General features: G+C 37.1%; 13 protein-coding genes and 1 pseudogene. 5 read left to right on the forward strand and 9 right to left on the reverse strand.

Features of this window, described 5'->3' with window-relative positions:
• Together AN490_RS05205 and AN490_RS05210 are read right to left on the reverse strand one after the other, a co-directional pair.
• Nucleotides 1–1045 (reverse strand): tetratricopeptide repeat protein (locus tag AN490_RS05205; protein WP_300000632.1); only part of this gene is annotated, 1045 nt, incomplete at its 3' end.
• Nucleotides 1045–2343: a P-loop NTPase fold protein gene (locus AN490_RS05210; protein WP_300000634.1), complete on the reverse strand. Its 1299-nt coding sequence runs from the start codon at nt 2341–2343 to the stop codon at nt 1045–1047. The genes AN490_RS05205 and AN490_RS05210, both read right to left, overlap by 1 nt.
• 321 nt (nt 2344–2664) lie before the next feature.
• Between AN490_RS05210 and htpG the strand changes: the two genes are divergently transcribed.
• Nucleotides 2665–4632, forward strand: coding sequence for a molecular chaperone HtpG (gene htpG, locus AN490_RS05215; protein WP_300000636.1), 1968 nt, complete (start codon nt 2665–2667; stop codon nt 4630–4632).
• A gap of 51 nt (nt 4633–4683) precedes the next feature.
• On the opposite strand, the gene AN490_RS05220 is transcribed toward htpG, so the two are convergent.
• Both AN490_RS05220 and AN490_RS05225 read right to left on the reverse strand, forming a co-directional pair.
• Entirely contained in the window at nt 4684–4935 is a 252-nt protein-coding gene (locus AN490_RS05220; protein ID WP_300000638.1) for a BrnA antitoxin family protein, read from the reverse strand.
• Nucleotides 4910–5231 (reverse strand): annotated as a pseudogene (locus AN490_RS05225) (BrnT family toxin). The gene AN490_RS05220 and the pseudogene AN490_RS05225 overlap by 26 nt, the downstream one beginning before the upstream one ends.
• A 158-nt stretch (nt 5232–5389) precedes the next feature.
• Here AN490_RS05225 and rpmB point away from each other — a divergent pair.
• Nucleotides 5390–5626, forward strand: coding sequence for a 50S ribosomal protein L28 (gene rpmB, locus AN490_RS05230; RefSeq protein WP_015080243.1), 237 nt, complete (start codon nt 5390–5392; stop codon nt 5624–5626).
• Nucleotides 5627–5732: 106 nt separating this feature from the next.
• Here the strand turns inward: rpmB and AN490_RS05235 are convergent, their stop codons facing one another.
• Nucleotides 5733–6632: a metallophosphoesterase gene (locus AN490_RS05235; RefSeq protein WP_300000645.1), complete on the reverse strand. Its 900-nt coding sequence runs from the start codon at nt 6630–6632 to the stop codon at nt 5733–5735.
• Nucleotides 6633–6714: 82 nt separating this feature from the next.
• Here AN490_RS05235 and AN490_RS05240 point away from each other — a divergent pair, with 82 nt between their 5' ends.
• The 3 genes from AN490_RS05240 to rppB all read left to right on the forward strand — a co-directional run bounded on the left by AN490_RS05240 (nt 6715) and on the right by rppB (nt 9716).
• Nucleotides 6715–7554 (forward strand): hypothetical protein, encoded by an 840-nt coding sequence (locus AN490_RS05240; protein WP_300000647.1) that lies wholly within the window; start codon nt 6715–6717, stop codon nt 7552–7554.
• A gap of 38 nt (nt 7555–7592) precedes the next feature.
• Nucleotides 7593–8279, forward strand: coding sequence for a two-component system response regulator RppA (rppA, locus tag AN490_RS05245; RefSeq protein WP_300000648.1), 687 nt, complete (start codon nt 7593–7595; stop codon nt 8277–8279).
• A gap of 117 nt (nt 8280–8396) precedes the next feature.
• Nucleotides 8397–9716, forward strand: coding sequence for a two-component system sensor histidine kinase RppB (gene rppB, locus AN490_RS05250; RefSeq protein ID WP_300000650.1), 1320 nt, complete (start codon nt 8397–8399; stop codon nt 9714–9716).
• Here the strand turns inward: rppB and AN490_RS05255 are convergent.
• From AN490_RS05255 to AN490_RS05270, 4 genes are all read right to left on the reverse strand, one after another.
• On the reverse strand, nt 9676–10971 hold the full coding sequence (locus tag AN490_RS05255; RefSeq protein WP_300000652.1) for a hypothetical protein: 1296 nt from the start codon (nt 10969–10971) through the stop codon (nt 9676–9678). The two genes, rppB and AN490_RS05255, sit on opposite strands and share 41 nt — an antisense overlap.
• On the reverse strand, nt 10968–12083 hold the full coding sequence (locus tag AN490_RS05260; protein ID WP_300000654.1) for a cysteine synthase family protein: 1116 nt from the start codon (nt 12081–12083) through the stop codon (nt 10968–10970). The genes AN490_RS05255 and AN490_RS05260 overlap by 4 nt, the downstream gene beginning before the upstream one ends.
• A gap of 242 nt (nt 12084–12325) precedes the next feature.
• A complete protein-coding gene (locus AN490_RS05265) occupies nt 12326–12994 on the reverse strand; it encodes an N-acetylmannosamine-6-phosphate 2-epimerase (protein ID WP_300000655.1) in 669 nt (222 codons plus the stop codon).
• Between the two features lie 20 nt (nt 12995–13014).
• Nucleotides 13015–13410, reverse strand: coding sequence for a hypothetical protein (locus AN490_RS05270; RefSeq protein WP_300000657.1), 396 nt, complete (start codon nt 13408–13410; stop codon nt 13015–13017).
• Nucleotides 13411–13487 lie beyond the last annotated feature (77 nt).

The following is a 13487-nucleotide window of genomic DNA, read 5'->3' on the forward strand; positions in this document are numbered from 1 at the left end:
AATTATTTAGACTGGAAGCAACAAAGGGATGATCATCACCTAATTGGCGTTTTCTGATATCTAAAGATTGCAAATAAAGAGGTTCAGCATCGTTGTAACGTCCTTGAGATTCATACAATCCTGCCAAATTATTTAGACTGGTAGCAACATCGGGATGATCATCACCTAATTGGCGTTTTCTGATATCTAAAGATTGCAAATAAAGAGGTTCAGCATCGTTGTAACGTCCTTGTGACCTGTACAATCCTGCCAAATTATTCAGACTATTTGCAAGAGCATCCTGTTGTTGAAATTGAGTTTGCAAAACTATTGCTTGATTCAAATATTTTTGAGCTAGTGCTAATTCCCTTTCTCTATCTGCTGATTTTCCTGATTTCACTCGTTCAGCATACAAATTTCCTAACTGACTATAGAGAGTTTCTAGTTTGCTACTATTTGCTCCCCATTGGTTAATCGCTTCTGCTAAAGATGTTTCTAATTGTTCTGGGGAAAAAATCGAACTTGCTTGATTATCTAGAATTACCTCAGAATTGCGATTGATTAATAACTCATTTGTCACTAAAGACGGTTCAGGCTGAAAATAAAATACACCATTACGCCAACTCCAGAAATCAGGTGCTTGCTTGGCAATTTGAGCATAAATGCGTGATGGTATCCATAAAATAATCGGCATTTTTAGTTCTCGCAATGCTTCTCGCGTCCATTGCAAATAACCAAAAAACTTTTTCAACAATTCATCTTGATTGAATGATCCTAATTTTTCTGCACCTAATACTGTGGCTATGGCATTTTCTTTTAATGTAACTTGTTGTGTGATAGCTTGCTTTAAACTAGGTTCTTGACTATCAAGATAAACTCGATAAATATTGTCAATATATGCTAATTCCTTTTCATAATTAGCTATAATATTTTCACGCTGACGATCTGCATCACACACAGCAATGAAAATCTGTAACATCCCAATGCCAGCTTCAATTGAAACTAATAAACTTATATAAGTCTGTTCATTTGCTTTGATAATGGATTCATTGGTTAAGGTGTTCATTAAATTAACTCTTCTAACTTTAACTGTTGAATTACAAGAGGATGAAGATCATACCAACTCTCAGCATTTTTATATTCAATCACATAAACATTGTGGAGCAAATCAAGAAATTCTTGCTGTTTAGGATCATCAGGGCGATAATTCGTATATGTTTGTTGTAAAATCTCCCGGTCAGTTTTGCTCAAAGTAATTGTCATATCATTTCGCAAAATATCAAGTGCTTGCTGCAAAATTGTCGCATCAATTTGCACATCATCAATCGGTTCTAGCTTTCTGGCTTTTTTTCTTAACTCTACTAATACTAAACTACAACATTTTTGAGCAATGCGAACCAATTCCCGAATGACACCACCACTAGATAAAGCAATCTCCAGCAAAATATCATCTGCTAATAAAGTGCTATCAATTCGTTTCCGCAAAATCTCCTGTAATTTAGCTATTGTTGCAGTTACAGGTTGAGCTTCATTTTTATGACTTTCACCTTTAGGATAAACTTTTAAAACTGGCATCACAAAAATCGGATTACTCGTTTCATCTTCGATATGTCTTTTTAAAACACCATCACGAATTGTGGCAATAGGAATTGTATAAATAACAAAGAAATTAGGTTGTAATAGTGCTTTAATATTTTTGAGAAATATACTTTCAATAGCTGCTAAATCTAGTTTATCTAAATCATCAATAATTACCACAATCTGTTTTTTACAAGCTAAAGAAACTTCTGTAGCAATCAGATTGAGAGTATCTATTAAATCTCGAAAATCACGTTTAAATTTAGTTTCTATAACTTCGCGGATACTTGCTTCAGCTTTTAACTTGCTTTTCAGAAAACTCCAAAAATCAAAACCTACTTCTAATTCAGCCCCAATTTTACTTTCTTCAATTTCTGTCCGTTCTTGAAACCAATTAAAAAATCTTTGTTTTTTGTTAGCATCAATCTCAATTTTTTGCTCCTCCGCTTTATCCATAATTTGGACAGCAATAGCAAAAAGAATATTAATATGATTGATGGCTGTAGCTTCAATTAAATCAGATATAGAAAAGAAGATTGTCAGATAATTATCATCAAATTCTCTGGCAAATTCTGCCAACAATGTAGACTTACCACAACCGCGATGTCCTGCAAAAATTAGTTGATTGGTATAATCATTACCATCCAAAACTCTCTGTTCTAATTCTGCAATGAAATCATCACCATAAGGAACTCGAAAATCTGCGGTTTCTTCTGTTGTTACCAAAGGTTGTAATTGCAGATTACGAAATGCTTTTTGAAACGCCTCAATCCGATCAGTTGTCATTGTTTATGCTCCTTATATATTGACAGTTTTTATGTTATGTCAGTTATATCAATTTTATCTATCTAAAATCAAATATTATTCCTATAGATAATTCTTATTCCACAAATCGGGTAATACTGCTAACACCCTCACATTAATGCTAAAATTTACTATATTACGCAGTTGGGCTTTACCACTGTCTTTAGTCTTCAGTCCCCAGTCTAGCATGATGGTAGTGTAATCCGAATCAAAATGAAGAGGTATTCCTGACCCCAAAAGAGATAAAATCACGGAAAAATGATTTTCATAAAATATATCTGCAAGTAAAACCGACGGATAACTATGTTAGAACAAGGCAATATCAGTATTCATACCGATAATATTTTCCCGATTATCAAGAAGTCTCTCTACTCAGATCATCAAATCTTCTTGCGGGAACTGGTATCCAACGCAGTAGACGCTATCCAAAAGTTAAACATGGTATCCCGTGCTGGGGAATACAATGGGGAAATTGGCGAACCAGAAATTACCATTAGCATTGATAAAGACAACAAAATCCTCTCCATTACTGATAATGGCATTGGAATGACCGCAGAGGAAGTCAAAAAATATATTAACCAAGTTGCTTTCTCTAGTGCTGAAGAATTTATTCACAAGTATGAAGGTAAAGCAGATCAACCAATTATCGGTCATTTCGGTTTAGGTTTCTATTCTTCTTTCATGGTAGCGAAGCAAGTAGAGATTGATACTCTTTCCTATCAAGAAGGCGCACAAGCTGTGCGTTGGACTTGTGATGGTTCACCTAAATTTGTTTTAGATGAATCTCCTCGCACCACTCGTGGAACTACAATTATTCTCACATTGGAAGGAGAAGAAGAGGAATTTCTCGAACCAGCACGAATTAGGAATCTTGTCAAGACTTACTGCGATTTCATGTCAGTTCCCATTAAAATGGATGGGGAAGTTTTAAATAAACAAAAAGCTGCATGGCGTGAATCTCCCAGTAATCTTACAGAGGAAGATTATTTAGAGTTTTACCGCTATTTGCATCCTTTCCAAGAAGAACCCTTGCTGTGGGTGCATTTGAATACAGATTATCCCTTTGTGATTAACGGGATTTTGTATTTCCCGAAAATGCGTCCTGATGTAGATGTTACCAAAGGACAAATTAAATTATTCTGCAATCAGGTGTTTGTCAGTGATAACTGTGAGGAAATTATTCCCCAGTTTTTGATGCCGATGCGGGGCGTGATTGATAGCACTGATATACCTTTGAACGTTTCTCGAAGTGCATTGCAAGGCGATCGCACTATTAAGAGAATAGGAGATTATATCGCCAAAAAAGTCGGCGATAGACTCAAAGAATTATACCGCGATAACCGCGAACAATACGTAACCGCCTGGAAAGACTTGGGAACATTCGTGAAATTTGGCGTTCTCAACGATGATAAATTCAAAAAACAAGTTGAAGACATCATCATCTTCCGTAGCACAGCCAAATTAGAAGCCACTGTAGCCGACACCGCAACCGTTGAAGTTCAATCTGCCGACGGTGATGCGTGGCAAGATGTTACCCCAGCAAACGCGACTAGCATCCCCTACACCACCCTCAAAGAATACCTAGAACGGAACAAAGAACGTCACGAAAACAAGGTATTCTACAGCACCGATGCAGCTACTCAATCCACATACATAGAACTGCACAAAAATCAAGGTTTAGAAGTCCTATACATGGACTCTTTCATTGATACCCACTTCATTAACTTCCTAGAACAAGAATATCGGGATGTCAAATTTACACGGGTAGACTCTGACCTCGATAATACCCTCCTCGATGACAAAACCAGCGAAATTGTTGACCCCACCACCAACAAGACCAAAGGAGAAGTCATTAAAGAACTATTTGAGAAAGCCCTCAACAAGCCAAAACTCAACATCCGCACCGAGTCCTTAAAATCAGATGACCCACAGGGAACACCACCAGCAATGGTATTATTACCCGAATTTCTGCGGCGGATGCGAGAAATGAGTGCTATGATGCAGCAACAAAACGCTGAATTTCCCGAAGAACATATTTTACTAGTAAATACTGCTCACCCGTTAATTCAAAACTTGGTTAATCTCAGTCAAGGTAGTATTATTCAGGGTGACGGTGAATCCCCCTCCAGTCAATTAGTTAATATGATGTGTCAGCACGTTTATGACTTAGCGCTGATATCGCAAAAAGGCTTTGATGCAGATGGGATGAAATCCTTTGTCGAACGTTCTAATGACGTACTCACCAAGCTAACAGAACAAGCCAGCAAATAAACGGCTAGATAACCGACTTCCCATAGAAGTCGGTTGTAACACTTGATTTTTTTAGAGATTTTCTTGATGGTTAATATAAGAACGAAGCACAGTATTAATCATTGATTGATAGCCTTTTCCCTGGTTTTTAAACCATTCCAAAACGTCACTATCTAAGCGAATGGAAATAGCTTTTTTAGTGATAGGTTTCACCATTTTAGCTGTTTTCCAAAAATGATCGTCTAATTCGGGAATATCGGCAGTATCAATGGCAGAATCTGGGATATTTTGGATTTCTTCAAGACGTTTCGGCGAGATATTCATAGTATTGTCTCCTTTCTTTAGGGGTGGCTTTTCGGGCTGAAATCAGACGAATTCTGCCGTTTCTTTCAGTATGGGCTACAGTGACAACAATAATTCCTTGTATTGCACCAATAGTAATTTCTCTAATTTCTTCATCATAGTCAAATCGTTCATCAATCGACGTAAAAACGATTAAGAAGAAAAATTTCTTGTGCTTCCTCAAAGCTAAGTCCATGTTTTTTCTGATTTTGTTGATTTTTATGTTCGTCCCATTCAAATTCCATTAGACTTGTAAATACATTTTGTATATACACCATGGTAACATTAGTGATAAATGGTAAAGATTAAGATCTTCTAAAAGGTTTGATAATACTTGCCATAATTCCCTAGATACTAGATAATTATTCTTTTTCCCGAACTTGTTGGGATATAATGGAAAGGTTGTCTTTAAATAACACTCTAGGAGATACTTATTATGTCCCGTCGTTGTCAACTAACTGGTAAAAAAGCCAATAACGCTTGTTCCGTTTCCCACTCCAACCGTCACACCAACCGTCTACAACACGTTAATCTGCAAAACAAGCGGGTTTGGTGGGCTGCTGGTAACCGTTGGGTAAAATTGAAACTTTCCACCAAAGCCATCAAAACCTTAGAATTTAAAGGTTTAGACGCAATGGCAAAAGAAGCAGGAATCAACCTCAACCATTACTAAATAGCAGGGAATAGGGAACAGGGAACAGGAAACAGGGGAAGGAAAAGTTTTTTGATTATACTTCTTTTCTTTCTTCTTTCTAACTCCTGACTCCTGACTCCTTTCATTAAACACTTTTTAACTTAATTACACCCCGATCAAAAACGCGGTTATTAGTACCAATAGCACTCACTTCCATTCTATCTGCGTACACATCATAGGCCGCAAAACTCAAATCGCTTGTTGAATATTCTGTCCATTGAGAACGGCCAACGGGACGATTACCAGCACCAGCACCACAAATTAAATAGGTAGTTCCGTCAATAGCGCGAGTTCGTTCATAATTATGTTCATGACCATTGATATAAAGCTGAACATTGTATTTTTTAAACAAAGGAGTAAAGGTTTTAATAAAACTTTTATTATTCCCATAATGACCAGATGAATAAATAGGATGATGACCAAAAACAACTTTCCAAGGGGCTTTACTCAGACTTAATTCTTGATCTAACCAAATTAATTGATTTTTCCAATCAGCATTACCATTAGTATCTAAAGCAAAAAACTGAACTTTATTTTGACTAAATGTGTAATAACGTCCCTGCATATTAAAACCAGGATATTTAACTTGGGGAACGCCATTATCAGTGCGAATATCATGATTACCTAAACAAGCATGAAACTTGACACCATTTTTTAGTAAAGGTTGATAGGGACGTTCAAAAACTTCATTTATTTTCTCAATTTCCCCATTATTATAGATGTTATCACCAGCTAAAACTACCAAATTATAAGGATTTTGCTGATGATAAAAATTCATAGCATTAGCTACAGCATATTGTCCTTTTGTGCCAGTTCCCGTATCAGCAACGGAGACAAAACGCAATAATAAATCTTTTTTGACTGGGTTAGCCGCTATTGCTGATTCTATGAGAGAATTTGTATTTAATAATTTCCCACCCAAAAATCCAGATCCTATGGTGCTGATTCCACTTAAAAACAAAAATTGACGGCGGTTAATATTCATAATTCATTAAATGTCACAATAATTGATTATAGTCAAAATATGTTTTCTCTGTTTTTGATTTACTAATTTGGGTAAAAGTTCCATGTCAGGAGAAAAACGTAGAAAACCAAGAAATGAACCCGCAGCTATACTCTACCAAAAAAATCAACCAATTTGGAAAACGACAATTATCCAAGTTTTGCGGGGAACAATTGGTGTTTTAGAAACTACAGTAGTTAAACTGGAGACAGAAACACCCGCTGATACTCAGAAAAAAACTCATTTTTTATCGCGTTGGGATGGATTTTTAAGGACATTCCGCTTATTTTTACCATCAAATATATCTAACAATGTATCAGATACGGTGCTGACAGGAATTTTTGCTGTAATTTTTGTGGTGACAATAGGGATAAGTACATTTATGTTTATTCCTAAATCTGCTGGAGTTGCAACTGTCCCCCCAGTAGAGGAAGTTATCCCCCCAAAATCAGTTATAGAACCGGAAATAATACCAAAATCAGTTATAGAACCGGAAGTAATACCAACTCCAGTTGTCGAACCGGAAGCAATACCAACTCCAGTTATAGAAACTGAACCAACTCCAATTCCAGTTATTGAATTAACACCTGAACAAGCTTTACTAGCAGCAATTGAAAATCAGTTTTCAGAAATTAGCGTTTCTGTTAAGAATACCAAAGACAAAAATATTATTTCTCAACTCATAAAACCTCTTCAAGCTAATTTCCGTACGAGCGATTTAACTGTGAAAATTAGTGATATTTGGTATAACCTAGAAAAATCCCAACAGGATAAACTAGCTGCGGAAATATTACAACGTTCTCAAGAACTGAATTTTATCCATTTAGAAATTGTTGATTCTCAAGAGAAAATAATTGCCCGGAGTCCAGTGGTGGGTAATGAAATGATAATTTTTAACCGCTGAAATACGATATATTAAGAATTTACAAAACACTTTTACTTATGCGGTTATTATTAGTTGAAGATGAACATGATTTAGGAACTAGTATTCATAATGCTCTTATCCAGCGTGATTATATAGTGGATTGGGTTGAAGATGGACAAACGGCTTGGGATTATCTGAATACTGTACCATTAAGATATGAAATTGCAATTTTAGATTGGATGTTACCCAAGTTATCAGGATTGGAATTATGTCAAAGATTAAGAGGGCAAAAAAATCAATTACCAATTATGCTATTAACAGCTAGAGATAGCATGAATGATCGGGTTACGGGTTTAGATGCGGGTGCAGATGATTATCTTGTTAAACCTTTTGGGATGGCAGAATTATTGGCACGGGTAAGGGCATTACAAAGAAGATTACCAAATTTCCAACCACCGCAATTACAAATAGGTTCATTAATGTTAGATTATAGTAATTTTTCAGTTGTGAATTTAGGATTAGAACCTTCTTTACCAATTATCCTTACAGCCAAAGAATTTCAACTACTAGAATATTTAATGCAGCATCCTCAACAAATCCTAACTCATGAACAAATTCGCGCTAGATTGTGGGATTTTGAAAGTGATACAGTGAGTAATGTTGTGGCTGCACAAGTGAGATTACTAAGACGCAAATTATTAGAATGTGGTTTTCCTAAAGCCATTGAAACTATGCGAGGCTTTGGTTATCGTTTTTGTGGATAATAGATGGTATGTTACCAGAGTTGAGATCCCCGACTTCTTTTTTTATCTTGTCAATAAATTATCAATTAATGTAAGAAGTCGGGGATCTTATCTTATATTTACAAAATCTTAAATCAGATGCCTAATAATTCAATCTTTAATAATTCTCGGTTAAAATTAGCCTTTACCTATGCTGGTGTGATGGGATCAACTTTATTAATATGTGGTTGCATGGCTCATATTATTATGGTACAAGCTTTTACTCGCACTGTTGATCGAGAGTTAGAAGTTTTTGGCAAGGTATTTGAGGATAAATTAAAGACAGAGTTAAAAATTCCTGGAGAATTATCTATTACAACTCAGAAATCTTTGCCAGGAATTTGTTTTAAACAAAAATCTTGTTTACTAATTAAATCAGAATCGGAGTTACTGGGTTTATTATCAGAAGGATATTATCTCCGGTTTTTAACACTATCAGGAGAAGTAATTGCAGCTATTGGTAATAATCCCGATGAGTTTCCCCCTAATCTACAAATTCATGATTCTTACGATATTCAAAATCGCAATGGTGAACTATATCATTTACATTTAATGCCCTTAAAAATCAAAGGGAATCAATTGTGGGGATACTTACAAGTAGGGCGATCTATACAACGATTAAATGACTATATGAATAGTCTACATTGGTTATTAGGATTGGGTGTTCCCTTTTCTATGATCTTAATTGGTGGTGCTGGTTGGTGGTTAGCAGGTTTAGCTATGCGGCCAATTGAAAAATCCTATCAACAATTACAAAAATTTACGGCTGACGCGGCACATGAATTAAGAACTCCGATTACATCTTTACAAACAATTGTCGAAACAAATTCAATTAACCCAGAAACTCAGAAAGCTTTGGAGAGACAAATCAAAAGATTAGTAACTTTAACACAGGATTTGTTATTATTATCTAGAGTAGAAAGTGGGTTAAAAGAAGCAAAATTGCAGGAAATTTGTTTAAATGATTTAGTGGCAGATGTGGAAGAAGAATTAATGCCAGTAGCCATGAATGCCCAAGTTTTATTATCTAGTAATATTCCGATTGAATCTTATTTCTATATTCAAGGTAATGAAGGTCAAATTTATCGAATGTTGTTGAATTTAGTTAGCAATGCTATTAAATACACTCCTGAATCTGGGGAAGTAATAATTAATCTGACAACTAATGATCATCAAGGTTTAATTACTATAAAGGATACAGGTATTGGTATTCCTACTTCAGATATTCCCCACATTTTTAATCGCTTTTACCGAGTTCATGCAGATCGTTCTCGTCATACAGGAGGATCTGGATTAGGTTTAGCTATTACTTTAGCAATTGTCCAAACTCACAAAGGCAAATTAGAAGTACAAAGTGATGTGAATAATGGCAGTACATTTACTGTAATTTTGCCCCTCTTTTCCAAAGTAAACAGCTAATTTCAACTAACATAGATGTAATCATGGCAATAGCAGCGGCCATTGCGCCATTCATACCTTTGTTAATAGCAAAAGTGGAAATTATTAATAAAGTTCCTGTTCCTAACCAAGTGGATAAATTTACGTGACCTGTGCGATTTTCACTGACTAAAAAACCTTGAATTGCATTTTGTAAAGCCACAAATAATGGCACAATTGCACAAATCAAAAGAACTGGTTTAATACTTTTAGCTAAGGTAAGATCATTGCCGATAAAACTTTGGACAATGCGATCGCCGATAGGTGTTACACTCATTAATAATAGTAGGCTGGAACAAGCAGCACCTACGCTGATAGCAAAAGTCAGCAGTTGGCGATCGCTCACTTGATGGCGATATTTAATCACCATTTGCTGTACCATCCGGGTAGAATTGGCAATTACCAGCACTAAACCCCAAGCCGCAGACCAAGCCGCAATGGCAATTGTCGCATCTTCAGCGCGGGCAAGAATGCTAATTAATACCGCCCTTCCTCCCCATACCACCATCATAGAATTAGCCAAGGGGAGATAGAATTTCCATACCTGTGCTAAATTGCGAGGTAAATTAGGTTGTTCTATTTGTGGCGGTAAAATTGCCCCACTGCGACGGGCAAAAATTGTAACAACGATAGCCTCTACTATCACCCCGCCCATAAGCCCTAAGCCAGCAATTACGCCCCCAGATATTTGGTAGAAAAACCCGAATGTGAGGATTACTGCTAAAGTCAATAACCTGCAAATACTAGCTTTAGCCACAGCACCGGACTGACCATGATAAATTAATAGTCCTTGAAAATAACGCCGCCAAGCGATCGCAAATGGCCAACCGCCCATTAGTAATAATACTTGACTAACTGTAGCTAAAATTGCAGATGGTATGCCCAACAGACTCACACCGACAAAATTAAATATGATCGGTAGTCCCAACAAACTTAATAAAAAAGTTAATCCTCCACCTACCAATAATGTAAATCGCCATAATGCTTTGCGTGAATCTTGAGAACCCGCTAAAGCATTAGCAGCGTGCAAAATCATAATAATTGGACTTTCAAAAAATATCGCCAAAGATTTAGCAATACCTACAGCCGCTAAGTTAATTTGAGCATCAGGAAGATGAGCCAATGTAGTAGTCATCATCGGATCACCACAGGCCATAGTTACATCACTGAGGGATAAAGGCAAAAATTCCCGCCATAAAGTCCCTAAACTAACTGATTGAGATTCTTGTAATTTCACTCTTGACTCCTACCAACAATATCCAATGGTACAGGTAGAAGATTAGCAATTGCTGCGGTGAGATGGGAATGTTGAAGGATGTTGATATTTTGTGCTGTTAACCAATCGGCATTGTAAACTGTTTCCAAATAGCGATCGCCCCGGTCAGGGTTAAGTAGTAACATAGTTTGAGGTGTAGTAAATCTTTGAGTATCAGCTAAAGCAGCAGCCACAATTGCACCAGTGGAAGCACCTAAAAGCATCCCTTCCTGTTTAGCCAAACCATGACAAACAGAAAACGCCAAACCATCATCCACGCTATAAGCCGCGTCTAACATTTGCGGGTCAAAATTGGGGGGAACGAAAGATAAACCCAGTCCAGTCATCTTATAGGGGTGTCTGGGAGTCCCAAAAATCGCCGACCCTGCCACATCTACACCGATAATTCTTGTTTGGGGATAATACCGTTTAAAATAGCGACTGATACCGCCTAACTGCCCGGCTGTACTGACTCCAATCACTATAGCATCCGGCGCACCGCCAAAAGCAGCTTCAATTTCCCGCGCTGTCCAAAGTTCATGGGCATCAGTATTGCTAGGATTTCTATGTTGACAAGGATACCAGGCATCAGGAATATTTAGGGCTAATTCCTGAGCTTTTTTCATTCTTGCTACCTGCATTGAACCCTGACTATCAGCCTCACTCAAAGGCACTTCTACCAATTCTGCACCATAAGCAGTAAGCATTCTTCGCATTGTTACAGGGGTTTTGGCATCAATCACAATCATCACCCTGTAACCCTTAGTTGCGCCTACAATTGCTAATCCAATCCCAAAGTTACCAGAACTAGATTCAACAATTGTTCCACCGGGACGCAATAAACCTTGTTTTTCGGCTTCATTCACCAGATAAGCCGCATTTTTTTCCTTAATACTGCCACCGGGATTACAAGATTCCAATTTGAGATATAAATGATGATCTTCACAAGTGGGGTGAATTCGATTTAATCGGACAATGGGAACTTTACCTAATGCTTCTGTCACCGTGGCAAATAGCGGTGATGCTGGTAAGCTAGTTTTCAGGGTTAGTTCTGGGGAGTAAGTAACCATCATTAATAGCGAAATACTGTTCATCTCTAAAGATGCCAACCTTAGATGAAATAGAGATGAAACCAGACACGCCAGGGAATAAATTCCCTGTCTCATAGCTAAAGTCCGTTAAAACGGACTAATAAAGTATTATCTCGTTCCCAGTCAAAAACTAGAAACGAGATATATCGATCCTAAGCCCCTTCCTCGCTTGCGGGGAGGGGGTTGGGGGTTGGGGGTGGGGTTCTTGTATCTCACTCAACCGATTATTAAAGTTGTCATCTTAGTCAATTGTCAATTGTTAATTGGTAAGCTTTAACTAACAAATCAATTCCGGTAATTGCCCCACCAACAACAACTGCATTAGCCCCTAAATCTAAAGCTTTTTTTGCCATTTCTGGGGAAGAAACACCACCTTCACAAATCACAAAAGTATCAAGATTTTCTATGATTTGGGTGAGTAATTCCCAACCGGGAGGAGAGAAATTTTTAGTTTGGGCAGTATAGCCAAATAGAGTAGTTCCCACAATATCTGCACCTGCATTTACAGCTAATTGTGCAGCCTCATAGGTATCAACATCTGCCATAACTGGCTTATTTAATTGCTGATGAATCAGAGTAATAATATCTGCCAACTTTTCATCACCAGGACGATTTCTCGTAGTAGCATCTATAGCAATAATATCCGCACCTGCTTCAGATACAGCCATAGCATGATGAAATTGTGGTGTAATATAAACATCAGAACCAGTTATTACTTGTTTCCACAATCCAATAATCGGAACTTGGACTTTTTTCCGCACAGCTTCGATATGACTGGGAGTGTCAATTCTCACGGCTACAGCCCCATTATTCACCGCTGCTTGTGCCATTGCCGCAATTACATAAGGATCATGTAATGGGGAGTTTACAGGCGCTTGACAGGAAACGATTAATCCTTTTGGTAAATTAATCATGTTTTATTTTTAATTGTAAATTAACTTGGGCGATTAGGAGGATCTGCGGGTGTCAGATCCCACACGAAAAAGTTTTCAAACAACCTCTCACCTGGTTGAGATGGATCATAATTTACTCCATTCTTAAATACTCCAAAATTCCCCAACTTTTTAACTTCCCAACCAGCAGGAATTTCTCGTTTAAACTCCTGATTATACACCATTTTACCGCCAGAGGATTTGTAAGGCTTGCCGTTTTCATCGGGAAAATCAAACTGCACAAACCAATAATCATATATTGTTTTCGCTAGATTCTCTAATTCTGAATTAATGCGATTATTAATTTCTATTTTGTCATCAAAATAAGAAAGAATGGTTCTACCGTTCCCCTTGTGATCAAAGATCCTTTTGATATATCCAAAACCATTGGTGTACATGGGTTTGATATAAATTAATGAGGGATTAAAACCTCAAATCCAGTCGGTGTAGGGGTTTCAGGGATATTTTACCGAAA

The organism is Anabaena sp. AL09 (assembly GCF_001672255.1).
Taxonomy (GTDB): Bacteria; Cyanobacteriota; Cyanobacteriia; order Cyanobacteriales; family Nostocaceae; genus Dolichospermum; species Dolichospermum lemmermannii.